At 67.7% G+C, this 25,598-nt stretch carries 23 protein-coding genes; 14 read left to right on the top strand and 9 right to left on the bottom strand.

Going from position 1 to position 25,598, the window contains the following annotated elements:
- Nucleotides 1-54: 54 nt before the first annotated feature.
- Nucleotides 55-1,275, top strand: coding sequence for a cytochrome P450 (locus AB0H49_RS04105; RefSeq protein ID WP_357246950.1), 1,221 nt, complete (start codon nt 55-57; stop codon nt 1,273-1,275).
- On the top strand, nt 1,272-1,829 hold the full coding sequence (locus AB0H49_RS04100) for a TetR family transcriptional regulator (protein ID WP_357246947.1): 558 nt from the start codon (nt 1,272-1,274) through the stop codon (nt 1,827-1,829). Before AB0H49_RS04105 ends, AB0H49_RS04100 begins: the two co-directional genes overlap by 4 nt.
- Before the next feature lie 32 nt (nt 1,830-1,861).
- Here AB0H49_RS04100 and ctaD read toward each other — a convergent pair whose 3' ends face one another.
- Entirely contained in the window at nt 1,862-3,616 is a 1,755-nt protein-coding gene (gene ctaD / locus AB0H49_RS04095; protein WP_355003481.1) for a cytochrome c oxidase subunit I, read from the bottom strand.
- Between the two features lie 406 nt (nt 3,617-4,022).
- Between ctaD and AB0H49_RS04090 the strand changes: the two genes are divergently transcribed.
- On the top strand, nt 4,023-4,745 hold the full coding sequence (locus tag AB0H49_RS04090; protein ID WP_355003721.1) for a TetR/AcrR family transcriptional regulator: 723 nt from the start codon (nt 4,023-4,025) through the stop codon (nt 4,743-4,745).
- A 16-nt stretch (nt 4,746-4,761) separates the two neighbouring features.
- Here AB0H49_RS04090 and AB0H49_RS04085 read toward each other — a convergent pair whose 3' ends face one another.
- The 3 genes from AB0H49_RS04085 to AB0H49_RS04075 form a co-directional block, all read right to left on the bottom strand.
- Nucleotides 4,762-5,751: a diiron oxygenase gene (locus tag AB0H49_RS04085; protein WP_357246943.1), complete on the bottom strand. Its 990-nt coding sequence runs from the start codon at nt 5,749-5,751 to the stop codon at nt 4,762-4,764.
- Nucleotides 5,752-5,873: 122 nt separating this feature from the next.
- On the bottom strand, nt 5,874-6,569 hold the full coding sequence (locus AB0H49_RS04080; RefSeq protein ID WP_355003483.1) for a WHG domain-containing protein: 696 nt from the start codon (nt 6,567-6,569) through the stop codon (nt 5,874-5,876).
- A 35-nt stretch (nt 6,570-6,604) separates the two neighbouring features.
- Nucleotides 6,605-7,288 carry a MerR family transcriptional regulator gene (locus tag AB0H49_RS04075; RefSeq protein ID WP_357246940.1) on the bottom strand — a complete coding sequence of 228 codons (684 nt, stop codon included), beginning with the start codon at nt 7,286-7,288 and terminating at the stop codon, nt 6,605-6,607.
- 101 nt (nt 7,289-7,389) lie between these two features.
- On the opposite strand from AB0H49_RS04075, the gene AB0H49_RS04070 reads away from it, so the two are divergent.
- Complete coding sequence (locus AB0H49_RS04070) at nt 7,390-9,123, top strand: GMC family oxidoreductase (RefSeq protein WP_357246937.1); 1,734 nt, start codon at nt 7,390-7,392, stop codon at nt 9,121-9,123.
- A 71-nt stretch (nt 9,124-9,194) separates the two neighbouring features.
- Here the strand turns inward: AB0H49_RS04070 and AB0H49_RS04065 are convergent, their stop codons facing one another.
- Nucleotides 9,195-9,851 carry a cyclase family protein gene (locus tag AB0H49_RS04065; protein ID WP_357246934.1) on the bottom strand — a complete coding sequence of 219 codons (657 nt, stop codon included), beginning with the start codon at nt 9,849-9,851 and terminating at the stop codon, nt 9,195-9,197.
- 278 nt (nt 9,852-10,129) lie between these two features.
- Between AB0H49_RS04065 and AB0H49_RS04060 the strand changes: the two genes are divergently transcribed.
- The 4 genes from AB0H49_RS04060 to AB0H49_RS04045 all read left to right on the top strand — a co-directional run bounded on the left by AB0H49_RS04060 (nt 10,130) and on the right by AB0H49_RS04045 (nt 15,290).
- Nucleotides 10,130-11,293 (top strand): lipase family protein, encoded by a 1,164-nt coding sequence (locus AB0H49_RS04060; protein ID WP_357247925.1) that lies wholly within the window; start codon nt 10,130-10,132, stop codon nt 11,291-11,293.
- 268 nt (nt 11,294-11,561) lie between these two features.
- Entirely contained in the window at nt 11,562-12,476 is a 915-nt protein-coding gene (locus tag AB0H49_RS04055) for a serine hydrolase (RefSeq protein WP_357246931.1), read from the top strand.
- 76 nt (nt 12,477-12,552) lie between these two features.
- The gene (locus tag AB0H49_RS04050; protein ID WP_357246928.1) at nt 12,553-13,887 is read left to right on the top strand and encodes a hypothetical protein; all 1,335 of its coding nucleotides are present in this window, start codon (nt 12,553-12,555) and stop codon (nt 13,885-13,887) included.
- Nucleotides 13,887-15,290 (top strand): PQQ-binding-like beta-propeller repeat protein, encoded by a 1,404-nt coding sequence (locus tag AB0H49_RS04045; protein WP_357246925.1) that lies wholly within the window; start codon nt 13,887-13,889, stop codon nt 15,288-15,290. The genes AB0H49_RS04050 and AB0H49_RS04045 overlap by 1 nt, the downstream gene beginning before the upstream one ends.
- Before the next feature lie 29 nt (nt 15,291-15,319).
- Here the strand turns inward: AB0H49_RS04045 and AB0H49_RS04040 are convergent, their stop codons facing one another.
- Nucleotides 15,320-15,556 (bottom strand): hypothetical protein, encoded by a 237-nt coding sequence (locus AB0H49_RS04040; RefSeq protein ID WP_357246922.1) that lies wholly within the window; start codon nt 15,554-15,556, stop codon nt 15,320-15,322.
- 213 nt (nt 15,557-15,769) lie between these two features.
- Between AB0H49_RS04040 and AB0H49_RS04035 the strand changes: the two genes are divergently transcribed.
- Nucleotides 15,770-17,359, top strand: coding sequence for a GMC family oxidoreductase N-terminal domain-containing protein (locus AB0H49_RS04035; RefSeq protein WP_357246919.1), 1,590 nt, complete (start codon nt 15,770-15,772; stop codon nt 17,357-17,359).
- 21 nt (nt 17,360-17,380) lie between these two features.
- On the opposite strand, the gene AB0H49_RS04030 is transcribed toward AB0H49_RS04035, so the two are convergent.
- The gene (locus AB0H49_RS04030; RefSeq protein ID WP_355003492.1) at nt 17,381-17,857 is read right to left on the bottom strand and encodes an HAD-IIIC family phosphatase; all 477 of its coding nucleotides are present in this window, start codon (nt 17,855-17,857) and stop codon (nt 17,381-17,383) included.
- Between the two features lie 873 nt (nt 17,858-18,730).
- Between AB0H49_RS04030 and AB0H49_RS04025 the strand changes: the two genes are divergently transcribed.
- Nucleotides 18,731-19,951: a helix-turn-helix domain-containing protein gene (locus tag AB0H49_RS04025; protein WP_355003493.1), complete on the top strand. Its 1,221-nt coding sequence runs from the start codon at nt 18,731-18,733 to the stop codon at nt 19,949-19,951.
- A gap of 247 nt (nt 19,952-20,198) precedes the next feature.
- Nucleotides 20,199-20,858 carry an HAD family acid phosphatase gene (locus tag AB0H49_RS04020; protein ID WP_357246914.1) on the top strand — a complete coding sequence of 220 codons (660 nt, stop codon included), beginning with the start codon at nt 20,199-20,201 and terminating at the stop codon, nt 20,856-20,858.
- Between the two features lie 81 nt (nt 20,859-20,939).
- On the opposite strand, the gene AB0H49_RS04015 is transcribed toward AB0H49_RS04020, so the two are convergent.
- A complete protein-coding gene (locus AB0H49_RS04015) occupies nt 20,940-21,611 on the bottom strand; it encodes a hypothetical protein (RefSeq protein WP_357246911.1) in 672 nt (223 codons plus the stop codon).
- Between the two features lie 46 nt (nt 21,612-21,657).
- Nucleotides 21,658-21,816 (bottom strand): hypothetical protein, encoded by a 159-nt coding sequence (locus tag AB0H49_RS04010; RefSeq protein WP_357246908.1) that lies wholly within the window; start codon nt 21,814-21,816, stop codon nt 21,658-21,660.
- 227 nt (nt 21,817-22,043) lie between these two features.
- Between AB0H49_RS04010 and AB0H49_RS04005 the strand changes: the two genes are divergently transcribed.
- The 3 genes from AB0H49_RS04005 to AB0H49_RS03995 all read left to right on the top strand — a co-directional run bounded on the left by AB0H49_RS04005 (nt 22,044) and on the right by AB0H49_RS03995 (nt 25,596).
- Nucleotides 22,044-23,201 (top strand): FAD-dependent oxidoreductase, encoded by a 1,158-nt coding sequence (locus AB0H49_RS04005; protein ID WP_357246905.1) that lies wholly within the window; start codon nt 22,044-22,046, stop codon nt 23,199-23,201.
- A gap of 485 nt (nt 23,202-23,686) precedes the next feature.
- The gene (locus AB0H49_RS04000; RefSeq protein WP_357246902.1) at nt 23,687-24,499 is read left to right on the top strand and encodes a 2-amino-3,7-dideoxy-D-threo-hept-6-ulosonate synthase; all 813 of its coding nucleotides are present in this window, start codon (nt 23,687-23,689) and stop codon (nt 24,497-24,499) included.
- An 839-nt stretch (nt 24,500-25,338) separates the two neighbouring features.
- Nucleotides 25,339-25,596 carry an acyl carrier protein gene (locus AB0H49_RS03995; RefSeq protein WP_357246899.1) on the top strand — a complete coding sequence of 86 codons (258 nt, stop codon included), beginning with the start codon at nt 25,339-25,341 and terminating at the stop codon, nt 25,594-25,596.
- The last annotated feature ends 2 nt before the right edge of the window (nt 25,597-25,598 follow it).

The raw sequence follows: 25,598 nt of genomic DNA, 5'->3' as shown, positions 1-25,598 counted from the left end.
ATCGAGTTGAAACGCGTTCTAGACAAAGAACATAGTTTGTCTTACCGTCGAGATATGCAAGCGGGTTTGTCACACAACGGCGTGTTCCAATTAAGGTCCGGCGACACTTGGCGCGATCCGTGGCCGATGTACGCCGAGCTGCGCGATCACGATCCGGTCCACCACGTGATTCCGGCGGACCGCCCCGACGAGGACTACTACGTGCTGTCTCGTTTCACCGACGTCTACGACGCGGTGCGCGACGCCGAGACCTTCTCCTCGGCCTCGGGCATCACGGTCGACTACCACGATCTGGAGAAGATCGGCCTCGGCGAGAACAAGCCGTTCGTGTTCACCGACGCCCCCGACCACACGATCTTCCGTCGCCGGGTGGCCAAGGGCTTCACTCCCCGACAGGTCGAGGAGATCCGTCCCGCCGTAAGGGAATTCGTCGTCGAGCGCATCGAGCGGCTGCGCGAAGCCGGTGGCGGCGACATCTCCGTCGAGCTGTTCAAGCCGCTGCCCACCATGGTGGTCGCGCACTATCTGGGCGTGCCCGCCGCGGATCGGCCGAAGTTCGACGAATGGACCGACAGCATCGTCGCCGCCTCGGCCACCGGCAACGTCTACTCGGCGCAGGCCGCCGTCGGCGAACTCACGCAGTACTTCACCGCGATGATCGAACGCCGCCGCCTCGAACCGGCCGACGACACCATCACCCACCTGGTGGCCTCCGGCCTCGGCGAACCCGACGACATCCCCGGCATCCTGCAGATCATCGGCTTCGCCTTCACCATGATCACCGGCGGCAACGACACCACCACCGGAAATCTCGGCGGCGCGGTCCAATTGCTGACCACCTACCCCGACCAGCGCAAGCGGCTCGTCGACGATCCGAGCCTGATCCCGGATTCGGTCACCGAGTTCCTGCGGCTGACCTCGCCCGTGCAGAACATGGCCCGCACCGTGACCAGGGACGTGGAGATCGAGGGCATCACCATTCCGGCTGGCAGGCGGGCGCTGATGCTCTACGCCTCGGCCAACCGCGACGAACGCGAATTCGGCCCGGACGCCGCGGAATTGGACGTCACCCGCAGGCCGAAGACCATCCTCACCTTCGGCCACGGCAACCACCACTGTCTCGGCGCGGCGGCCGCCCGCATGCAGGCCACCATCGCGTTGCAAGAGTTGCTCGCCCGCTGTCCGGACTTCACCGTCGACATGGATGGCGTCCGCTACGCGGAGGGCAACTACGTGCGCTGGCCGGTGCACGTCCCGTTCGTGGCGAGCGCATGAACACCGACTGGCTGGCCGAGCAGCGCACCGAACTGGCCGCGCAACGGATCCTGGACGCGGCCGCGCGCCTGTTCGCCGAACGGGGTGTGGCCGAGACCCAGATGGCGGATATCGCCAAGGCGGCGGGATGTTCGCGCGCGACGGTCTACCGCTACTTCGAGAACCGGCACGCGGTGCGGCTCGCCTTCGTGCACCGGGAGGCGCGACGCGTCGGCGCGGCGGTGGTCGCGGAGGTCGACGGGATCGCCGATCCGGGCGAGCGGATCGTGACCGCCATGCTCACCGCGGTGCGCGCGGTCCGCGCGGAGCCGCTGCTGATCGCCTGGTTCCGGCCCGCCGACGCGGGTCTCGCCGTGGAGATCGGTCAGTCCTCGCAAGTGATCGAGGCGCTCGCGGCCGCCTTCCTACCGGAGTCGATCGGCGGCGACCGGGCGCCGCTGGCGCGGTGGCTGACCCGGCTGATCGTCTCGCTGCTCACGGTCCCCGGCGTCGACGACGCGGACGAACGCGCCATGCTGGAGCATTTCGTCGCGCCGCTGTTCGCCTCCGCCTGACCGCTCGGCGACGGTCGCGGGCACCGAAGTCGCTATGCCTTCTTTTCGGGCGCGCCCGCGACCGGTTCCATGACGGCTTCACCGTGCCGCGGCGCACCCCAGCCCACGTGCGCCTCGGCGCGCATGCGATCGATCATGTGCGGGTAGTGCAGCTCGAACGCGGGACGCTCGGAACGGATACGCGGCAGCTCGTAGAAGTTGTGCCGCGGCGGCGGGCAGGTGGTCGCCCACTCCAGCGAATTGCCGTAGCCCCAGGGATCGTCCACCGTGACGGGTTCGCCGTACCGTGCGCTCTTGAAGACGTTCCAGACGAACGGCAGCACCGAGGCGCCCAGGATGAACGAGCCGATGGTGGAAACCGTGTTCAGGCCGGTGAATCCGTCCGAGGGCAGGTAGTCGGCGTAACGACGCGGGAAGCCCTCGTTACCGAGCCAGTGCTGCACCAGGAAGGTCATGTGGAAGCCGACGAACGTGGTCCAGAAGTGCCACTTGCCGAGCCGTTCGTCGAGCATCCGGCCGGTCATCTTGGGGAACCAGAAGTAGATGCCCGCGTACGTCGCAAAGGCGATGGTGCCGAAGAGCACGTAGTGGAAATGCGCGACAACGAAGTACGAGTCGGACACGTGGAAGTCCAGCGGCGGGCTGGCCAGGATCACGCCGGACAGGCCGCCGAACAGGAACGTGACGATGAAGCCGATCGAGAACAGCATCGGCGTCTCGAAGGTCAGCTGACCGCGCCACATGGTGCCGATCCAGTTGAAGAACTTCACGCCGGTGGGCACCGCGATGAGGAAGGTCATGAACGAGAAGAACGGCAGCAGCACCGCGCCGGTGGCGAACATGTGATGCGCCCACACCGCGACGGACAGCGCGGCGATGCCGAGCGTCGCGTAGACCAGCGTGGTGTAACCGAAGATCGGCTTGCGGCTGAACACCGGGAAGATCTCCGAGACGATGCCGAAGAACGGCAGCGCGATGATGTACACCTCGGGATGGCCGAAGAACCAGAACAGATGCTGGTAGAGGATCACCCCGCCGGTGGCCGGGTCGTAGATGTGCCCGCCGAGGTGGCGGTCGTAGGCGATCGCGAACAGCGCGGCGGTGAGGATCGGGAAGGCGAGCAGGATCAGCACACTGGTGACGACGATGTTCCAGGTGAAGATCGGCATCCGGAACATGGTCATGCCGGGCGCGCGCAGGCAGACCACGGTGGTGATCATGTTGACCGCGCCGAGGATGGTGCCCAGACCCGAGACCGCCAGACCGAGGATCCACATGTCACCGCCGACTCCCGGCGAGTGCATCATGTCGCTGAGCGGTTGGTAGGCGGTCCAGCCGAAGTCGGCGGCACCGCCCGGAGTCACGAAACCCGCGGTCGCCATGGTCGCACCGAACAGGTACAGCCAGTAGCTGAAGGCATTGAGGCGCGGGAAGGCCACGTCGGGTGCGCCGATCTGCAGCGGCAGGATCAGGTTGGCGAACGCGAACACCACGGCGGTCGCGTAGAACAGCAGCATGATCGTGCCGTGCATGGTGAACAGCTGATTGAACTGCTCGGTGGACAGGAACTGCATGCCGGGCCTGGCCAGTTCGCCGCGCATGAGCAGCGCCATCAGGCCGCCGATCATGAAGAACGACATGGAGGTGACCAAGTACATCTGGCCGAGCACCTTCGGGTCGGTCGTGGTGACCAACTTCAAGACGAACGACCCCTTCGGCCCCACCCGTCCCGGGTACGGCCGGACGGCCTCGAGTTCCGACTCCGGCCTGGGAGCTACGGCAGTCACCACATCCTCCTCGCGCGTCAGATTCCGGTCCGTAGCTCGTGTCTCCGCTGCGGATCCCCACGATCGAACGACGGCGAGCATACGCCGGGCAATTACGCAAGAGTGCAGTTTCGGGCACCTTGTTGCCGTGTCGTTGCGTACTGTCCGACCTGCGTAAATGTGAACCGCATACTTTTGCCTCGTGGCCGGATTCCGCGTCGGCTTCCGGTGACACACCGCGCCGACCGCGATTCTCCAGAGAACCGCGAAGGACTCGGTTAGGGTCGGCACGTCATGACCGCCGGGCTCGGTGCCCTCGCGACACCACCCTGCGGGTCCGGCGGTCATGGCCATCCCCACCCCCACCGCGTCGAGATCCGCAATGCCACCCGCGCTCTCACCGGTGCTCTAAACTCGAGCCGTGTCGATGTCCTCGTCACCCGCCCCGCAGCCCACCGGTGGCAGGCAGGCGCGCTGGCAGCCGCACAACACTCGGCGGCGCGAACGCATCGTGACGGCCCTGATCGAGTTGATCGAGGAGACGCCGATGGGCGTCGAGGTCTCCATGCAGCGGATCACCGAGCGCTCCGGATTGTCGAAATCGGTGGTGTACCGCCAGTTCTCGGGTCGCGAGGACCTCGACCGACGCACCAGGACCGCGATCGGTGATCAATTCACCGACGACATCGACGCCGCGCTCGACATCTCCGCCGGTTCCATCCACGTCATCCTGCGCCGCACCATCGCCGCGGTCGTGGACTGGATCGACCAGCACGCGCGTCTCTACGACTTCCTGCGCCGCGGTCCCGCGCTCGGCGACCCCGACGACGTGGACGGTGTGAGCAGCCTGAAGGACCGGATCGCGGCACGCACCCGCCAGCTGGTCTCCGGCCTGGCCGGGGTGGTCGGTGTGGTGGACGAGGCGGCCGCGGACACGATGACCTTCGCCATCGTGTCCATGACGGAGGCCACCGTGACGCGCTGGGCGCGCGCTCCGGAACGCTCGATGAGCCGCGACGAACTCGTCACCGAGCTGGCCGGTTACGCGTGGAGCGTGCTGGACGGAGTCGCGCGGGCGCACCGTCTCGCGCTCGACCCCGACGAACCGCTGCTCGCCGCGCTCGCCCGGTTGGCGAGCGTCGAGTCCTGACGGGCCGCGAAATGCCTCAGGCGATGCGGCGTTCGGGTTCGCTGCGGTAGCGCGCGGCGTCGCCATCGATGTGCAGCATCGACCACACCCGCTTGGTGACCGGGTTCATCAGACCGAGTTCGCCCGCGAGCTTGCGGATGTCGCCGAAGTAGCCGGACAGGATCCGGCGCGACTGCGGAGCCCGCCAGAACGCGTCGCGGAACACCTCGCGCGGGATGTCGAAGTCCTTGGCGAACGAGCGCGGCGGCACCATGATCTCCCCGGCAAGCCAGCGCATCGCCAGCGGAAAGGCCAAGGCGCACACGGCTTTACCCGCCGGGCTCATGCGTTCGATGTGCGCCTTCAGGAACTCGTTGGCGAAGGAGATGTGCCGCGCCTCCTCGGCGATGTGGATCTCCATGGTGCGCAGCACGGCGGGCGGAATGTTGCCGCCGTCGCGGATGATCGCCTTCTGGTAGTGGTCGATCGGTTCCTCGCCGCCGAGGATGCCGATGAACAGGATGACGTGCGCGTAGCCGCCCGCCACGCCGATCAGCGGAGAGAGCGCGCGGAAGACCGGCCGCATACCGGGCACATCCACGCCGATCCGGTTGACCAGCTCCTGGAACATCTGGATGTGGTTGCACTCTTCGGTCATCTCGTGCAGGCAGTAACGGAACTCCGGAGAGCCGTTGGGCAGCTTCATGATGTACTGCATCATTCCGCGGATCAGCACGCTCTCGAAGGCCGCGCCCACCTTGATCACGTTCGCGGTGCGCCATCGGCCGATCTCGATCTGCCGCTGCGGCGGCAGGTTTCGATACCAGTCGGTCGCGCCGAGCGGATCGAACTCCGGGGACAGGATCCATCGTGGATCGTCCTTGTCGATCGCGAATTCCGGTCCGTCCCAGTCGATGTCCAGGTAGGGGTCGAATTTCCGGTGCACCGAACCCTCGGACAGGGTGTCCAGCGTCTCCCAGTACTCCCGATCGAACAGTCCGGTACGAACCGATTCGGACAGCGTCATCGATGCCTCCTCGCTCAGGCCGACGCTGGGCGCCGGCACCGCGCACGCTCCTCGCGTGTTGCGATCCAGAATATATGGGACCGGCGGTCCCACACAATGGGCGAGAGAGGTTTGTCCGGCGGTCAGGCGGGGAAACCCAGCAGGTCCAGCAGGTTGTCCAGGACGAGCTCGAACAGCTCGGTGCGGTCGGCGAAGGTGTCGCGGCCGTACATGTCGAACACGTCGAAGCTCACCGCGCCGAACAGCGCGCTCCAGACCCCGACGCCACGCACCACCAGCCAGTCCGGCACGTCCAAGTCGAATTCGTCGCGGACACCGGCGAAGCTGCCCGCCAACGCGGTCGACACGCGGACCGGGCGGGTCGGCTCCCGCAAGCGGCCCGCCCCGTGCGCGTCGGCGAAGATCCTCATCAGCGTGGCGATCACCCGCACACCGGGATCGACGGTCTGCTCGGCGGGCGCCTCGTACCCCGGGACCGGCGAGCCGAAAAGCAGTCCGTACCAAGCGGGTTCGGCCAGCGCCCAGGCGCGCACCGCGCGGCCCGCCACCCGCAGCCGCTCCGCGGGATCGGTGGGCGCGGCGGTGAGGGCGTCGTCCACGGCGTCGCCGAGGGCGTTGTAGCCGTCCACCACGAGCAGGGTCAGCAACTCGTCGCGGCTGCGCACATACCGGTACACCGCCGAGGAGACCACTCCGAGATCGCGGGCCACCGCGCGCAGCGACAGCGCCGCGGCGCCGTGCGTGGCGAGATGCTCGCGGCCGATCCGCTTGATGTCCTCCATCGTCTGGGCTCGTGCCCGCGCGCGCGGCGTCGTCATGGGTGTCACTTTAGTGAACACCGCTCGCGGATCCGTCAGCCGTCCAGTTCGCGGACCGCGCGCTCGATCTCGTCGGCCAAGGTCGCGCCGCCGACCTCCCACGCGGCGGCGCGGAAACGTTCGCGGAACCGGCTCAGGTCCGTGCCGATGCCCTCACCGCCGTAACTCGTCGCGGCCGCGTCGCGGAACGTGCGCACCATCTCGTCGGCGAGATCGGCGATCCTGGCGCGGATGAGTTTGCGCAGCGCGCCGCTCAGGGTGATGTCGGTGCCGACGTCGTACAGGATCAGCGCGCCCTTGAGCATCGGCTGATCGGGAATGCGCCAGCCTGCCCCGCATCGCTCGACGTATTGGGCGGCGACGAGTTCGTCGAGGATGTCGGCGCGGCGATCGCCGAGCAGGGACGACAACTCGTCGTCGTCGATCACCACCGACTGATCCGCCGCACCCGGATACCGCGGATCGAGCACCGAGCGCCAGTCCGCGGTGGCGCCGCGCTGGGCTTCGGCGTCGAACACCTCCCGGATCGCCTCCAGGCGCAGTCCGCGCGCCTGCATACCGGAGATGTCGCGCAACCGATCCAAATGCTCGTCGGTGTAGACGGCCTCCTTGCCCGCGCGGCCGGGTTTCGGCAGCACACCGAGCGAGTGGTAATAGCGGATGGTGCGCGCCGGTACACCGCTGAGATCGGCCAGCTGAAGACGGCTGTATCGGGACACGCGACTCAGCATAGATACCCCGGTCGACTCCTCGTTGACAGCTCCTACTGTCCGCATTAGCGTAACGCGGGTCACTGCCGACCGTTCGAGGAGTTCCGCGCATGTCCCAGCGAGCAACCGACTTCGATGTGCTCATCGTCGGTTCCGGTTTCGGCGGCAGCGTCACCGCGCTGCGCCTGGTGGAGAAGGGGTACAAGGTCGGCGTGCTCGAGGCGGGTCAGCGCTTCGCCGACGACGAACTCCCCAAGACCAGCTGGGACCTGCGCAAGTTCCTGTGGGCGCCCGTGCTCGGCTGCTACGGCATTCAGCGCATCCACTTGTTGCGCGACGTGCTGATCCTCGGCGGCGCCGGTGTCGGCGGCGGTTCGCTGAACTACGCCAACACCCTCTACGTGCCGCCGGAGCCGTTCTTCCAGGACCCGCAGTGGCGCGACATGACGGACTGGCGCTCGGAACTGACGCCCTACTACGAGCAGGCCCAGAAGATGCTCGGCGTGGTGCGCAATCCGCACATGACACCCGCCGACGAGGTCTTCAAGAAGGTCGCCGAGGACATGGGCGTCGGCGACACCTTCGTGCAAACCCCGGTCGGCGTGTTCTTCGGTGAACCGGGCAAGACCGTGGCCGATCCGTACTTCGGCGGTGTCGGCCCTGAGCGCACCGGCTGCGTGGAATGCGGCGACTGCATGGTCGGCTGCAAGTTCGGCGCCAAGAACACTCTCGTCAAGAACTACCTGTACCTGGCCGAGCAGGCCGGCGCCGAGGTCGTCCCGATGACCACGGTCACCGCGCTGCGGCCGCTGCCCGACGGCACCTGGGATGTGGAGACCAAGCGCACCGGCAAGCTGGTCCGCAAGCAACCCAAGACCTACACGGCCGCGCACGTGGTGCTCGCCGCGGGCACCCGCGGCACCCAGAAGCTGCTGTTCGACATGCGCGACAAGGGCGTGCTGCCCGGCCTCTCCGAACGGCTCGGCGTGCTGACACGCACCAATTCCGAGTCGATCGTCGGCGCGGCGACCAGGAAGGTCACCCCCGGCGTCGACTTCACCAAGGGCGTGGCGATCACGTCCTCGATCCACCCGACGCCGGACACCCACATCGAACCCGTCCGCTACGGCAAGGGCTCCAACTCGATGGGCCTGCTGCAGACGCTGATGGTGGACGGCGGCGGCCGCATTCCGCGCTGGCTGCGGTTCCTGCTGCTCGTGCTGCGCCATCCGCTGCACCTGTTCCAGTTCCTGAGCACCAGGAACTGGAGCGAGCGCACCATCATCTCGCTGGTGATGCAGCACCTGGACAACTCGATCACCACCTACACCAAGCGCGGCGTGTTCGGGCGCAAGCTCACCTCGAAACAGGGCCACGGCCAACCGAATCCGACGTGGATCCCGGTCGGCAACGAGGTCACGCGCAAGGTGGCCGACGAGATCGGCGGCATCGCGGGCGGCAGCTGGGGCGAGATATTCAACGTCCCGCTCACCGCGCACTTCCTCGGCGGCGCCACCATCGGCGCCGACCCGGAGCACGGCGTCATCGACGGCTACCACCGCGTCTTCGGCTACCCGACGCTGAGCGTGGTGGACGGCGCGGCGGTCTCCGCCAACCTCGGCGTGAACCCGTCGCTGACCATCACCGCGCAGGCCGAGCGGGCCGCCGCCTACTGGCCGAACAAGGGCGAGGTGGACACCAGGCCGTCGCAAAGCGAGGGGTACCAGCGGATTTCGCCGGTCGCCCCGGTCGCGCCGGTGGTACCGGCCGGTGCCCCCGCCGCGCTCGTGTTGCCGATCGTTCCGGTGCGCCCGGCGAACCAGGAGACCCCGGCCGCCGGCTGAGCGCGGTCGGCCGACGGAGTATCGGCGGCCCGTGGTCGATTCGACCGCGGGCCGTCCTACGTATACCGGCGCTACCAGTCGGTCCAAGCGACGGCGCGCAGCGGAAACGAGCCGGTTCCGCGCACCGGCGCGGGCAGCGCGACCAGCTCGGCGCCGATGTCGGGCACCGCGTCGAGGTTCGTCATCTGCTCGATGATCGGGATTCCCGCGCCGAGCAGCGTGTGGTGACACGGCCGCGTCGGCAGGGACGTGTCGTCGATGTCGAGCGAGTCGATGCCGACCAGCGCCACATTGGCGGCGACCAGCGCGTCGGCGACCTCGCCGACCAGGAACGGATGTCCGGGGCCCTGGTACGAAGCCGAACCCCATCGCGAGGACCACCCGGTGTGCACGAGCACCGCCTTGCCCCACAACCGGGCGGGGTCGCCGAGCAGATTCGGTCCCACCGCGCGGATCCCCGCCGCACGGATCATCACGATCGGCACGTTGAACAGCCGTTCCAGCGGCAGTTCGGCGATGTCGCCGCCGTCGGCGTGGAAATGGAAGGGCGCGGCGAGGTAGGTGCCGGTGTGGCCGACCATGTCCACGCGGGCGATCTCGTAGGCCATGTCGATCAGCGGCGACTGCGTGCGCGGAATATCCGGGGTGATTCGTGGACGAGGCAGGCCAGGGTAGGTGAGCATGCCATCCGAGATCGGATGGGACAGCTCCACGACCGACTTGCTCATGCTGGCGACCGTACCGGCCGCTCCCGCTGTGATCTATCGATCCACACGCATCGTCGGATCGGCCTCCGAGGCGGCGCGGCCGAAACACGATTTTCCGGGGCGCTCGGACCCCTATCGGCGTGTCGCTGGGAGTTTGCCGACGAGGGCATTTGAATGCTGGTGGCTCGTCGACGTATCCGCGCTCCCCTTGGAGGTCAGAGGTCGTGACTCGTCCGTTTTCCCTGTTACCCAGCAATAGATGCCACCGTGTGACCCAGGTCATCGGCACCCTCGGCGGTATGGCGCTTGGTGTGCTGCTGGCAACAACGGCAACCGCGGCACCGCTGTATCCGATACCCGATCCGGACCCGTTCTACGCCGCCCCGGCGGACCTGGCGGCGCACCGACCCGGTGACGTGCTGGACGTGCGGGCATTGCCGCCGCTGCCGCTCTTCCCCGGCGCCACCGTCCGGCAGGTCGAGTTCCGGTCCACCAACTCACGCGGCACACCGATCGCCGCGACCACGACGATCCTCACGCCCCTCGGCAGCCGGCCGGACGCACCGCTGCTGTCGTATCAACATTTCATCAACTCACTCGGCACCCATTGCGCGGTATCGCGCAGGCTCTACGACGGCGATCTGAATCTGGGTATCACCACGCCGATTCTGAACGTCGCGTTGCAGCGGGGCTGGAGTATCGCACTGCCGGATCATCTCGGTCCGCAGTTCGCCCTCGGCGCCGCCCGTCTTGGTGGCCAGATCACCTTGGACGGCATCCGCGCGGCCAAGCGACTACCCGAACTCGGTCTGGCGAACAGTCCGGTGGGGATGGTGGGCTACTCGGGCGGCGGCATCGCCACTTCGTGGGCGGCGGCGCTGCAACCGACGTACGCGCCCGAGCTGAGGCTCGCGGGCGCCGCCATCGGCGGCGTGCCGATGAACTTGATGACCATGGCGGAGGCATTGGGCCCCGACCCGCACCCGGCCTTCGGGCTGGCCATGGCGGTGGCGATCGGTCTGGAACGCGAGTACCCGGACCGGGTACCGCTCAGCGCGCATCTCAACCAACGTGGCCTCGCGGTCCGTGACGCGATGGCCAACAGCTGCACCAATGAGCTGCTCGCCATCGGCGCCAACACCGGTGCGCGCGACTATGCCTCGAACCCCTCGATCTTCGACATGCCCGGCGACGCCAGGGCGGTCGTGGAGGAGAACAGCTTGGAGCTGTACCCCGGCGTGCCGGAAATCCCGATGTTCGAATGGCATTCGCCGAGCGACCCGCTGATTCCGATCGGTGCCATCGTGAACACCGACCGCCGTTGGTGCGAGTCGGGGGTGCAGTTGGAAATGCAGCGCGTGCAGATGCCCGAGCATCTGACCGCGGCGTTGATCGGCGCGCCCGCGGCGATGACGTGGATAGAGGCCCGGATCAAGGGTGAGCCGGCGCCGAGCAACTGCTGAGCGTCGATCGTCCGAACGTCATCGCCGGTCACGATCCCGATCGGCGTATCGCGCAGCGGCCCGTGTGGTGATGTCCCACCCGCGGGCCGCTGCGGCGTTTCGCAGGCCCCCGGGCACCCGACCGCGCGGTCGCCCCGTTCGACCGGAATTTCGCGCCGAGGGCCAGCGCGTGCGTGATTAGCCGTGCGTATGCTGTCGCCGGTGCCGTGCGGAAATACGGCCGGCGAAATCCCGCTCATCAGCGGGGATGAACGGCACAATGTGGGCCATGCGAACATTTGCCCGATTGTTGCAGGCTGCCGTCGTCAGTGCGTTGATCGTGGCGGCTGGTCATGGTGTCGGGGCCGCCCCCGCCGCAAGCATGCCCCATATCCAATTGCCCTGGCTGACTTCCGAACCGGACGGAGTTCAGGCGTCGGGGGCGGTGCTGGCGGACGGATTCACCGGCACGGCGCTGTGGTCGCGACGGCCGGACACCCCGGTCCCGATTGCCAGCATCACCAAGGTGATGACGGCAGTGGTCGTGGTCGACGCAGGCGATCTCGACCGGACCATCACCGTGCCGCAAGAAGCCATCTCCTACTGCATCAGGCACGACGGCAGTACCGCGGGATTGGTCCCCGGCGAGGTACTCACCGCGCGACAGCTTCTCTACGGGCTGATGCTGCCGTCGGGCTGCGACGCCGCCTATGCCCTCGCCGAGGCATACGGGCCCGGCCAAGACGGCTTCATCGCCAGGATGAACGATGTCGCGCGTCAGATGGGCCTGGCGGGAACGCATTTCACCGATCCCAGCGGACTGCCCGTCCCCACCGATCACTCCAACTCCTCCACACCGGCGGACCTGGTGGCCCTCGGCCTGCGCGCGATGCGCCAACCGGCATTCCGCGAAATCGTCAGCGCGCAAAGCCATCATGTACCCGCGGGCCCGAGCAACCGCGAGCACTTCTGGCGGACCACGAACCGGCTGCTGCGCGACTATCCCGGCGCCATCGGGATCAAAACCGGGTGGACCGACGCCGCGGGAACCTGCCTGCTGTTCGAGACGGTCCGGGCGGGAATACCGCTGATCGGCGTGGTCTTGGACAGCTCACCGCACAGCGACGTCATCGCGAAGGACGATGCCGAGCGCATGCTGAACTGGGCCTACGACCCGGTCCTGAGCGTGCTGCCGCTGCGTTAGGCAGGGCGGCAGCGAATCCTGTTGATCGGCTTGGCCCCCGGGCTGATCTAATGGTCGGGATCCGAGGGGAGCAACGGTGCCGGAGACAACGAGCGCGGACGCCACGCCGTCGCGCGCGGTCACCGCGTGGACGCAAGGCCTGCTCTGTGTGGCGATCGTGGCGAGCGGCGTGATCGTCGGCGGACTGCTGCACGACCCGGATCCCGACCTGACGACGACGCCGACGACCACGACCAGCACGGCGGACGAGGCCGAACCGCCGCGGGCGTCGGTCGTCACGCCGCCGGTCACGTATCCGACGCGCATTCCCGGCTGCGACGCCGTCGAACCGCCCGGCGAAGGCGGATTGACGGGCTTCGTGGTCAGCAGCGAATTCGGTTACGACAACCCGGCGTATCCATGGTTCTCCGGGCCCAAAGCCGTGGCGATGTCGACCGCGCTGCACGAGGCGCTGCCCGACGGAGTGGTCATCGGCTTCGAACCCGTCGACGAGTCGCTGTGGTTCCAGCCGATCGTCGCGAACTCAGGCGACTCACCCGAATTCGCGGAGTTCGGCGGCTTCACCGACGCGCGCGCCACGCTGCGGCGGGGCGATCTGGCGGGGTCGCTGTCGGTATCGGTGCGGCAATCCACCGCGCCGATACCGCCCTGTGTCGCCGGGCAACTCGACGAGCGTCGCCTGCTCGCCGACGGTACGACGGTCGACACACACGACACCTGGTCACAGGTCGACGGTGTGCGCACCCTGTCCCGCACCGCCCACGCCTACACACCGGACGGCAGCGGCGTCGTGGCCATTGCCACTGATGCGCCACACGAGCTCGGGCCCACCGGGACCGTGCCGTTGTCCGTCGACGAACTCGTCGGCTTGGCGAGCGCCCCGGGTGTACGGGTCGCAGCGCCCGTGCCACCCGGAACGCCGGACCCGCCCGAAGACTGCCGCCTGGCCGCGGAGGATGCCGCCGCTATCGATGAGGCCGAAGCGAGCAGGCTGGACGCGGTGCTTGCGCGGATCCCACTGGATGGCCTCACCCTCGACCGCCCGCTGGGGGCGTTGCGTCCCGGAGCGGACGACTCCGGCGGGGTTTGCCAGGCGGTGCGGGTCATCGCCGGTGACCACCGATCGCGGCTGAGCATCGCGATCGGCGCCGGTCGAACGGCGCCACTGGATTCCGGGCCGTCGAGCGGAGATCGGGTCACCACACGGCAACTCCCGGACGGAACAGTGGTCGAAAGCCGTGAAGTGCGAATATTTCTCGCGGCGACCTCGGAGATGACGCGCACCGTCGTCGTGACCCGCCCGTCGGGCGCCACGGTGCGTGTGGTTTCCGGCGCGGACAGTCCCCACGAGCCACTGAGCGTCGCGCAGCTCGAGGCGATCGCGCTGACTCCCGGACTGGAGGTGCCGTGATGGCGTGGCCGCCGGGCGTCCGCAATCTGGTGCTGGCCACCGTAGCCGCCGTCGTGACGAGCGCGGGCGCGGTCGCGGTGCTGTTGCACCCCGAGGACGGCACCCGCAAGATCACCGGAACCGGCGACGCCGCACCGGGTTTGGCGTGGTCGATCGACGCGGCGGCCATCGACGGGCGAGCGGCCGCGGAGTTCCGCGATCCCGTCGCAGGCACCGAATACGACATGGACACCACGGGTTTCGTCGACGCGGGTGACACCGTGGTGACCGTGGTCGGGGTGGTGGAAGACGGCACGGTGCGCGACCCGGTGATGTACGGCATCGACGCCGCGACGGGCGCGACGCGCTGGCGGGCGCCCGCGGCCGGGCTCGGCGGATGCGCGGGCACTCCGGTCGACGGCGACATCGTCTGCTTCACGTCTCCGACCGCCGACATACCGGCCCTGGTCGGCTACGACGTCGCCAGCGGAGCGATCACCCGCACGCCCACCGACTGGCTCGTCTTCGCGCTCGCGGCCACCGACGACCGCGTCTACCTCGCGGAGGGCGATGTCGAGTCCGACGACGTGCGGGTACACGCCGGGACGCTCGCGGACCCCGACGCCTACTGGACTCGCGCGTTCGAGATGGGCACGTTGTGGGAGGACCTTCCCTCCGACGCGCTGGACGTCTCGCACGGTCAGGGCGTGCTCACCCTCGGCGCCGACATCGCCGGTTTCGATCCGCGAGGCGGCGATCCGACCTGGACCGCGGAACTGCACGGATGTTCCCACGTCACCCAGACTTTCGACGCCCTCGTCCTACACGACCACACCGGGTGCGCCGGGTATTCGCCGACCGGCGCCGAGATCCTCGACCGCACCGGACGCACGCTCGTCGCGACCGACGGCGAGGACGAGGGCGTGCACGATCTGACGGTCGACAGGCCCGCGGACGCGACGATTCCCGTCCTGCTGGCCGACGTCGCGTACGACCGCCGCGACGGAACCATCCGGTGGACCAACCGAGACCTCGTGCGGACCGGCCCGGACCGCTACGGCAGCGGCGCGAACCGAGGCACCGCGACGGCTGTGCTCGGTGACGTCGCTCTGCTGCACGATCCGGCGACCCTGACCTCGACCGGGCTGGATCTCCGTACCGGACAACGTCTCTGGCGTACGAACACCGAGCGCTTCGGCGCGGTGCACGGCTGGGACGGTCACGTCGCCGTCCTCGCCGACACCACCGGCCTGTGGGCCATCGATCCGCGTACCGGCGAAATCGTCTGGGACATACCGTTCCTCGCGATCCATGCGGACCCCGACGCCCTCACCGGTGGGGGCGAGTTCAGCGCGAAAGGCGACGGCCGCTACATCTACGCCGCCCCACACACGATCATCGGTCTTCGCCCACTCGACGAATAGGCGCGATCGGGGCGGCCGGCGGCGGTGCATCACACGATCGGCTCGTGCGGTTCGACGTCGAGGACGTAGTCGAGCATCCTCATCTGATCCGCGAGAGCGCTGGCGCAGCAGACGACGACGCGGTCGGCGCCGCAGAGCTGGACGACCTCGGCGGAGGTGGGCTCGAGCCAATCGAAGAGTTTCGCCCGGTTTCCTCCCGCACCTTCGGCGTCGGCGAAGTGTGCGGGATCGAGTCGGACGAGGTAGGTGCGGCGCTGCGCTGGCATGGACCCACTCCTCGGTCGTTGGACAGACGTTGGATCAGGTTGGGCGCCCGGTGGGCGGCCACTGCTTCACGCTAGTCCAGAGCGCGGTAGCACCGCGGCACAAAGCCGCAGAAGCCTGTCGATGATCCGCCCGGGCGTGCTCTGCGCGAAACCTCGCCGCGGCGGGGTCGTTGGCCGTATCTTTGCCGTAAGCGGTGTGGATCGGAGTGAACAGTGGCAGCAGGGCAGCTCTCGGCCGACTATGTGATCGTGGGATCGGGCTCGGCGGGCGCGGTGATCGCCAACCGGCTCAGCGAGGATTCCGGGACCCAGGTGGTGGTGCTGGAGGCGGGCCCGCCGGACAAGGACAAATTCGCCCATATTCCCGCGGCGTTCGCGAAACTGTTTCGCTCCGAACTGGATTGGGACTACCTGACCGAGCCGCAGCCGCAGCTCGACAACCGGCAGGTGTACTGGCCACGCGGCCGGACGTACGGCGGCTCGTCGTCGATGAACGCCATGATGTGGGTGCGCGGCTTCCGCGCCGACTACGACGAGTGGGCGCTGCTGGCCGGCGAAGACTGGGGATTCGCGGCGGCCGTCGAACAGTTCCGCCGGATCGAGAACGTGGAGGACGCGCAGTACCCCGACGAGGGCACGGCCGGACCGCTGTACGTCTCGCACCAGCGCAGCCCGCGCTCCTCCACCGCGGCGTTCCTGACGGCGGCGCAGGAGTCGGGGTTCACCGTCGAAGCGCCGAACCGCCCGCAACCGGACGGCTTCAGCCAGACCATGGTGACCCAGCGCGCGGGCCGGCGCTGGAGCACCGCCGACGGCTACCTGCGCCCCGCGCTACGCCGGGACAACCTCACCGTGCACAGCGAAGCCCTCGCCACCCGCGTGATCTTCGAGGGCAAGCGCGCGGTCGGCGTCGAATACCGCCAGAACGGCGAGACGCACACCGTCACCGCGCGCCGCGAGGTGGTGCTGTGCGGCGGCGCGATCAACAGCCCGCAACTGCTCATGCTCTCCGGCATCGGCGACGCCGACGAACTGACCCGCCACGGGATCGAGGTGGTGGAGCACGCGCCGGAGGTCGGGTCCAACCTGCAGGACCACCTGGTCGCGGGAATCGGCTACGGGGTGGCCGAGGATTCGCTGTTCGGCGCCGACAAGAAGCCGCGGCAGCTGATCGACTATCTGCTGCGCCACCGCGGCATGCTCACCTCCAACATCGGCGAGGCCTACGGCTTCGTCCGGTCCAAGCCGGAACTGGAACTGCCGGACCTCGAGCTGATCTACGCGCCCGCGCCGTTCTACTACGAGGGTTTGGTCGATCCGACCGAACACGGCGTCATCCTGGCGACCGTGCTGCTGCGCCCGAACAGCCGCGGACGGATCGCGCTCGGGTCGGCCGATCCGACCGCCAAGCCGGTCATCGATCCCCGCTACCTGTCCGACTCCGCGGGCGCCGACCGCGCCGCCCTGCTCGCGGGCCTGCGTACCTGCGCGAAGATCGCCGACGCGCCCGCAATGAAGGCGGTGCTCGGCAGCCTCATCTATCCGCCGAACGCGCCGGACGAGCTCGAGGCCACCCTCGAACTGGCGATCAACGGTTACTCGCACACCCTCTACCACCCCGTCGGCACCTGCCGGATGGGCACCGATCCGGCCAGCGTTGTCACACCGCGGCTGGAAGTGCGTGGCGTGCAAGGACTCCGGGTCGCCGACGCGTCGGTGATGCCGCTGCTCATCCGCGGCCACACGCACGCGCCGAGCGTGTTCGTCGGCGAGCAGGCGGCCAAGTTTTTGCGGGAGGCCTGACGTTCCCGGCGGGGTCCCCAGCTAGAAGACTGGCACCCGGTCGAAACCGAGCGGCGGCGTGGGGGTCGGGCCGGTGCCGAGCACCGGCTTGAAGTCGGGCAGCGCGGTCAGTACGTCGATGTTGCGGGCCGCGTAGCAGCGCACTTGCGGCAGCGCGCGGGACACTTCGGCTCGCTCCACCGGCTCGTCGTCGACGAACGCGATGGTGTCCAAGCTCAGGCCGAGGGTTCGGGCGATCCGGACGATGCTGGCGGATTTCCGGCCCCAGCCGATCTCCAGCGCCGAGAACATCTCGTAGAGGCCGTGCCGGTACAGCAGGTCCAGCGTGAGATTGCGGTCGCTGCGGCTCGCCACGGCGTGCCAGATGCCGCGGTCGCTCAACGTGCGCAACGTGCGCAGGGCCGCGGGCCTCGGCGTGGAGCTGGTCGCGTCGCACACGACACCGTCCCACATGGTGTTGTCCAGTTCCCAGACAAGACATCTCAGAGCCGGTCTCATCGCCTGCCCCTATCGTTTCGTCAGCGCTGCCTTCCCTGCCGTGGCGTGCCCGGCAGACGGGCTATTGCAACCATCGGGGCACGACACGTGCCGGGCAAGCCCCAGGTTTCTGGGTGGCCGGTCCGGCCCGGGTGATACTACCGGCCGCTCGGCGGAGCGGCACCCGACCCGATGGGGCAAACCGTCAGCTCCCCGCGTCGCGCGAACGACGTTGTCGCGCTTGTACGGTCGGCGCGGTAGGGCGTTCCGGCACCCGAGCCTTCGACCGCACAAGCGCTCGCTTGGGACGGAAGGTGATGCGGGGGTCGATGCCGTGGCTGTTCGTGCCGCTCCTCCCCCGTGGACGATCTCGGTCAGTGAACCTGCGTGCGAGGCGGTTTCGCGCCCTCCCCCTCGAGTGAGCGACCGCCGAGTAAATCCCGAGTCGGGCGCCCGGTGCCATATCGGAAGATGCGCTAGAGGGCCGCCCGGCCGGGTCGCCGAAGGCTCGCGGTCACGCCGCCCGGCAGCCGTGGATGGACGTGTATCCGCTTGCTCGCCAGACCGTCTCGGTCCACACCCTCGATGGGGCCGAGTGGATCGAATAGGGGTATAGCCGCGTCCGTTGCGAGGCGTGACGGCCATATCGTCCCAGACGATTTCGGCGACAATTCGACTCGCAGATATTCCACTTCGCCCGGCCTACGAATTGGCCCGCGGCAAGCCCGGAACCGTATCGGAAACGTCGACTCCTCCCCGTCCTGTGAGCGCTCACAAGGCCGCGAATTCCGCCGCGTCGTCATCTCACAGAACCTGACGAATCGATCCGCGCCGGAGATCGTGCAGTTAGTGTGAATGCGCCGCACAGCAAAATCCCGGCGGAAGGAGTCGCCAATGACCGTCGACAGTGGGGCCAGACCGAGCTTGACTCTGTCCGGCCGACCGATGTCTTCGCCGTTGCAGGACGTCCGGAGCCTATCGCGCCAGATGGTGGGGCATTTCGTCGAGAACGTGATCCCCTGCGGCACCCTCCCCGGCGACGCCATCAGCGGCGACGTCACGACGATCACCCGGCTTTGCCTCGAGTTCGCCGTGAGCATGCTCGACGGGCAGGACATTCCCGCCAAAATGCAGCGGCTACAGGACGCCGCGGCGGGCTGGGCGCGCGAGGGCGTGCCGATCGACACGATCCACCACTCGATCCACGAGGGCTTCAAGATCGGGCTGGATCTGGTGGTCTCCAATGCCACCATCAAGGACTACGGCAACCTCGTCGACGGCGCGAAGATGGTCGTGGAAATGCTCGACCAGATCACCTCGGCGATCTCGGTGGCCTATGTGCGCGAGTTGCGTGCCGTCGTCAGCGAACACCACACCGCGGTACACACTCTCACCTCCGCGCTGCTCGGCGGGCACAGCACCTCCACGATGGCGCGCGAATGCGGCATCGCCATCGCCTCGTCCTACGCGGTGATCGCGGTCGCCATCCCCCAGCATCGCGACGAACGCAATCCGGCCGTGGACGGTCAGGTCGTGGCCAGGCGCAAGCTGCGCCGGGTGCAGGCCGAGCTGGCCACCCGGTGCGGCAACACCGCGCTGTCCTTGCTCAGCGTGGACGGCGGCACCATCCTGATTCCCTCCGGCGCGCTGGACAAAGGACAGCTGGACGCGCTGATCACCGAGCTGTCCCGGTCCGCCCAGGTGGGCATCACCGCGACCATGGTCGAGGCCGGTCCCGAGCAGATACCCAACGCCGCCGACCAAGCGCACGAACTGCTCGACATGGTGCAGCGCCTCCAAGCGGTGGCCGGGCTCTACCGGTTCGACGAGCTGGCGCTCGAATACCAGTTGACCCGACCGGGTCCCGGCCGCGAGTACCTCGGATCCCTGCTCGATCCGCTCGACGAGCACCCGGAACTGCTGGAGACGTTGCAGCGGCACATCGCCAACAACCTCAACCGTCAGCGCACCGCCCGTGTGCTGCACGTACACACGAACACCGTCGACTACCGGCTCAAACGGATCGGCCAGCTGACCGGCTTCGATCCGTCGCAGCCCTCCGGGCTCTGGTATCTGCGTTCGGCGCTGGTAGCGCGCACCTACCGCACCGCGTGATTCCGGGCGGGTGCGTGCACGCTCTCCCCTGTCGGGCGTGCACGCACTCGCCAGCGGCGACGCGGGCGCGCACGCCGTGCCGGATCGGGAATTCGCGGCATCGCGGTCACCCCCGAATTCGCGCCTGTACCACGAAATCGTCACCGCGCCTTGCGTTTCCACGACCTGTCCCACTGAACGGGAAATCCTGAGCGAGACAATGTGAAACACCTGCGCGTCTGTTTCGTCGCCGATAACGTCCCCGCCCATGAGACGCTCTGTTGCAGGCATCGCCCTCGGCATCACCATCACCGCCGTCGCCCCACTGTCCGTCGCGCAGGCCGACACCGGCTCGTCCTCGCTGTCGGGGAGCTCCGGTTCGTCGTCGCTGTCGGGCGGCTCCGGTTCCTCCTCGCTCTCCGGTGGCGGTGGGCTTCCCCCGTACTCGCAGTGGATCACGGAGGTGCAGACGGTCGCCGCCCAGGCTCAGGACTACTTGGCCGGACGACTACCCGGCGCCACGCGACCGGCCATCGTCCTCGACATCGACAACACCTCGCTGGAAACGCAGTACAACCCCGGCCCCGTCACACCCGCGATGGCGCCCGTCCTCCAACTCGCCAAATGGGCCAAATCACAAGGCGCGGCGGTCATTTTCGTCACCGGCCGCCCCGCGCTGACGAACCTCTACACCCAGACCAACCTGACCGCCGTCGGCTACCCGGTGGACGGGCTCTACGGCAGTCCCCTCACCACCCTGTCCGCGGGCTCGGCCGGTCTCGAGCAATACAAGACCAACGCCCGCATCGACATCGAAGGCGACGGCTACACCATCGTCGCCAATATCGGCAACAGCGCGTCGGATCTCGCGGGCGGGCATGCCGAGCGGACCTTCAAACTCCCCGATTACGACGGCAAATTGTCCTGAAACGCGAACGGAATCGGCCGGTTTCGCCGTCGAGCGAGATCGGCCATCGGGCGTCGCGGCCAGCGCACCGGGGCCGCGACCTCAGTTGTAGGCGACGCTCTCGAACCAGACGACGGTGTGGCCGGAACGGTCGAATACGCTCACACACCGGTTGTTTCGGTCCAGAACCCAGCCCTCGTCCCGGCATCCGGACCAGTCGCCGCCGCGACCTCGGTACAAGGACCAATCGTGCGCGCTCTCGAGATGGCGACGAATACGGTCGCTGACGTCCTCGGCGGACACATTCGCGGATGACCCGATCTCGAAGGCGCGCAGACAGATCGTCGACGAATTCCCGCCGCAACCCCGGTCCTGGTTCTCCAGCAAGACCAATCCCTCGGGCAGCGGCAGCAGCGCGTCACTGGGCGGAACCGAGGCCCGTTGCCCTTTCATGACCCCGACCACGGCGAGGGCGCCCAGCACGCTGAGAACGCAATACCAGATCACCAGCTTCCGCCCGATACGGCGCACCGCCGGGTTTTCCGCGTCCTGCGCGCGATCCGACATCAGACCCCACACCACGGCAACGCAATTCAGCACCACCAACAAGACCATCACCGTCATCGTCCCGCTGCGCAGCACCCACCCCAAGCTCACCAGCATCTCGGCAACGGCGATCGCTCCCAGAACGACTCCCACCCGAACCCGAATGCGCGGCGTCGCCGCGGCGATCGGCCAACACAGCAAAGGAACGAGGAACAGCGCTCGAATCACGGTGTCAGCCTATGGTTCTCGCGCGCGTCGGCGAAGCCGACCGAAGTCAGTACGCGTTGGAGGTGCAGAGCACCTCGCTGATCTCCGCCCCCGACTTGTCCGCGGAACCGACATGGGCAAGCAGCGCAGGCGGGTAGTACTCGGCGAGGCTGGTGTAGGCGGCGAACAGCGCGTCCGAGCGGGTCGGACCCGCGCCGGTGCCCACCGCGGCGGACGACTGTCCGATTCGCCCAATTCGTCTGAGGAATCACGTTCAGGCCCGACGGCTATCACCACATCGACGAGAACTCCGAGTTCGCGCTGCCCAGGGCCGTGGCATGCCGGAAGGCGGCGCTGGGAACAGGCCGGTTCTCGGGGAGGGGGATGTTCGAGGTGCGGGCGGAGAACTCGGAATGCCAGCGAACGAGGGGCTAACGGGTGGAGAATGGGCGTATGCGAACCGTGCTCATTCTCGGCGCCGGGTTCGGGGGGTTGGAGCTGGCCACGCTCCTGTCGCGTTCGCTGGCCGAGGAGGTCCGGGTCGTTCTTGTCGACCGGAACGACTCGTTCACCTTCGGCTTCGCCAAGCTGGAGATCCTGTTCCGGGATGTAGCGCCGGAGGCCGTTCGGGTTCCCTATGCCGACCTCGCGCATCCAGGTGTCGAATTCCGGCGTGAGGAAGTCACCGAGATCGATCCGAGGACCCGCCGCGTGGTCACCGATCGGTCCGAGTACGAGCCGGACATCCTCGTCGTCGCGCTCGGCGCCGACTACGACCCGGCCGCGACCCCGGGCTTCGTCGAAGACGGCTACGAGTACTACTCGATCGAGGGCGCCGCCAGGCTGCGCGACCGGCTCGACAGCTTCGACGGCGGCTCCGTCGTCATGGCGATACTTCGTGTTCCCTTCAAGTGCCCGCCCGCGCCGTACGAGGGCGCGATGCTGTTGCACGAGAAGCTCGCGCGGCGCGGTCTCGGCGGCAACACGCGCATCCGGATGATCAGTCCGATGGATTCGCCGATCCCGGTGTCAGCGGACACCTCCGCCGCGCTCGTCGAGGCGCTGACCCGGCGCGGGATCGAGTACACGCCCGGGCAGCTGGTCCACGGCCTGGATCCGGATCGTCACGTCGCGCTCACCCGTGCGGGCGATATCGCCTACGACCTTTTCATCGGCATCCCGGCACACCGCGTGCCCGCCGTCGTCGAAGCGTCGGGGTTGACCGTCGGCGGCACGGACGGCTGGGTGGCGGTCGATCCGGCCACCCTCGAAACGCCGTATCCGAACGTCTACGCACTCGGCGACTGCGCCGACGCGCCGGTGCCGCGGGCCGGGGTCTTCGCCGAGGATGCCGCCCGCACGGTCGCCGCGGGCATCGCGGCGAAACTGCGCGGATCGGACGCGACCGACCGGTACCGCGGCCGAGGCGCGTGCCATATCGAATTCGGAGACGGGTTGGTCGGCAAGGTCGACGCCGATTTCCTGTCCGGTCCGGCGCCGCGCGCGCCCTTCACCGCGCCCTCGGTGGCACTCGCCCGCGAGAAGGCCGAGGCAGCCGCCGCTCGAATCCACCGCTGGTTCCCGGGTTCGCTGGACCGCGCCTCGGAATAGCCGGGCGACGCGCGCTCCGAAATCCAGGCGGTCAGGGGCTCGCAGAGGAAAGGGCATGGCGAGCCCGCCGCGATAGCCGAAGCGGCACCCGAACCGAATTGTGTACCGACACCGATTTCCGACCGCGGCGTTCACCTCCGACACCACTATTCCGTCCTCGGAAACTAAATTTCCGGGGAAATATTGTGATTCGCGACGAATTCCACGTGCGCCGGGCGCACCCCAACGCGGACAGGGGACAATTCGCGCGAATCGGGGGTGGAGCGGGGTGGCGGCCTCGCTTCGTGCGCGAGATCACCCTCGCGCCGGGTCGCGCGCTCGGCGGTGGCGGCATAGTTTTCTCTGAAACCTCCAGTAGGTCAACAGCTTCCGCGCTCCCGACACGACGCCTCGCACGGCGGTGCAGTCGGGCTCATGCGTCACGCGGGATGGGAGACGACCGGTCCGCGTCTGCGGCGCAGGGGGATACGACAAGGGAGGCACGCGTGACCAAGACGTTCGCAAGACACGATCGAACCGAAAACCTACATCGCTACGGCGATTCGAAGCTGCTGATCGTCCCGCTCGATCACACTGTCGGCGAAGGCGCGCTGTTGCGTGCGCACCGCCTGCGCGAGGTGCTCCACGCACTGCGCGTCGGCGGCGCGGACGCCACCGTGCTGCACAAGGGCGCGCTCGATCACGTCGACCCGGCGGTCTTCGACGACCTCGCTCTCATCGTCCACCTGTCGGCCAGTGCTCGCTGGGGCGCCGATCCCGATGACAAGGTCATCGTCACCGGCGTCGAGGAGGCGTTGCGGCTGGGCGCCGACGCTGTCAGCGTGCACGTCAACCTGGGCTCACGCACCGAGTTCCAGCAGCTGGAAGACGTCGCGCAGGTCGCGCGGGCGTGCGACCGCTGGAGCGTTCCGCTGTTCGCGATGGTCTATCCGCGCGGTCCGCGCGTCGCGAACCCCACCGATCCGGAGCTGGTCTGTCACGCCGCCGCGGTCGCGGCCGAACTAGGCGCCGACATCGTGAAGGTGCCCTACACCGGCGACCCGGCGAGCATGTCCGAGGTCGTGGCCTCGGTCGACATCCCCGTGGTCGTGGCGGGCGGACCCGCGCAGCGCACCGACATGGCGGTCGCGCACGCGGAACGCATCCTGTCCAGCGGTGTCGCGGGTTTGGCGTTCGGCCGCAATGTCTTTCAGGCCGACGACCCCGCTTCGTTCGTCCACCGTCTGCACACCGCGGTGCACACCGATCGGCCGCACGCCGCCCCTGCGCCCCACTCCCCCGCGCTCGCGCGATCATGACGCGATCGCCGGAATACCCGGCCGAAGCGACCGCGCCCGATGTTCTGCGCGGGCCCGGCATGCGATTGTCGAAGCGGGGACGACAAACCGATTCCACGATTTCGGCGGATTTCCGAACAAACCGTACGAGTTGTGACACCCATTACAGACGTTTCTGCTACCAGACGGTAATGAAAGCGGTCACATTTTCCATCGCTGATGAAGGTTTGCCGAGCTCCGCAATAGCGCGCCGCACATGCGGCGTCGAGTAAAAACGTCGTGAATCGAGTGGGATTCGGCAATGAGATGTGGTACCGCCCAATTCAATTGGAAAGTACCGATAGGTTGGTTTCAATTTTCACCCGTCCGTTCGGTGAACCGATCGTGAACAGCGAACTTTCCCGTGAGCTACCGACCGGCGGTCTACCGCTGCCGATTCGGACGCATACCCGTAACTCGCACTCGCAGCTTCCACGGTTCGCCACGACGCGCCGTCATACCCCATTTCTTATGGGTTACAACACGTTTCACACACTGCGAACACGCTGATTAGCCACTCGATTGCTCGTCGGCCAGAGCCGCTGCGGGACACCGCTTTTCACATTGCAGCGCGCTGAGTACCGGTGTACAGATTGGTCGAAAGCGCGACTGTGATCGGTGACAGTTGTGCACAGTGACGAGATATGAGGCATAACAGTCTTGGTTGTCGATAGCGGAAGGCAAGTTTTCGAGGTTTCGGCAGTCGCCGAAACCTACGCTGACCAGGGAGAAGTCAAGCTCTGGCCACCACGGTCGAGCACTGCGGCGGTAGTCGTGCCGCTCGGGTACGGGGAAGACCCGAGCGCGACGGGGGGCTGGATATGAGCGCGCACGGAGACGTGTCCGAGCGCGTGCGAGAGCTGTTTCGCGCCGGTTTGCAGGTGCGCGACATCGATCTCGACACACCGTTGCTGGATTATGGCTTGGACTCGGTTCGATCGGCCGAGATCATCATCGAACTCGAGCGCGTCTTCGGCGTGGAGATCTCCGACGAGGAGGCCTCCGCATTGCATACCGCGCGTGACGTGATCGAGTGCGTGACGACCAAGACCGCACATCGCAGCGGGGTCGGTGCGTAACG

It is taken from the genome of Nocardia sp. NPDC050713, assembly GCF_040654315.1.
In the GTDB taxonomy this organism is placed as follows: Bacteria; Actinomycetota; Actinomycetes; order Mycobacteriales; family Mycobacteriaceae; genus Nocardia.
Note: the sequence above shows the minus strand (reverse complement) of the source record. Positions and strands in the feature narration are given on the sequence as shown.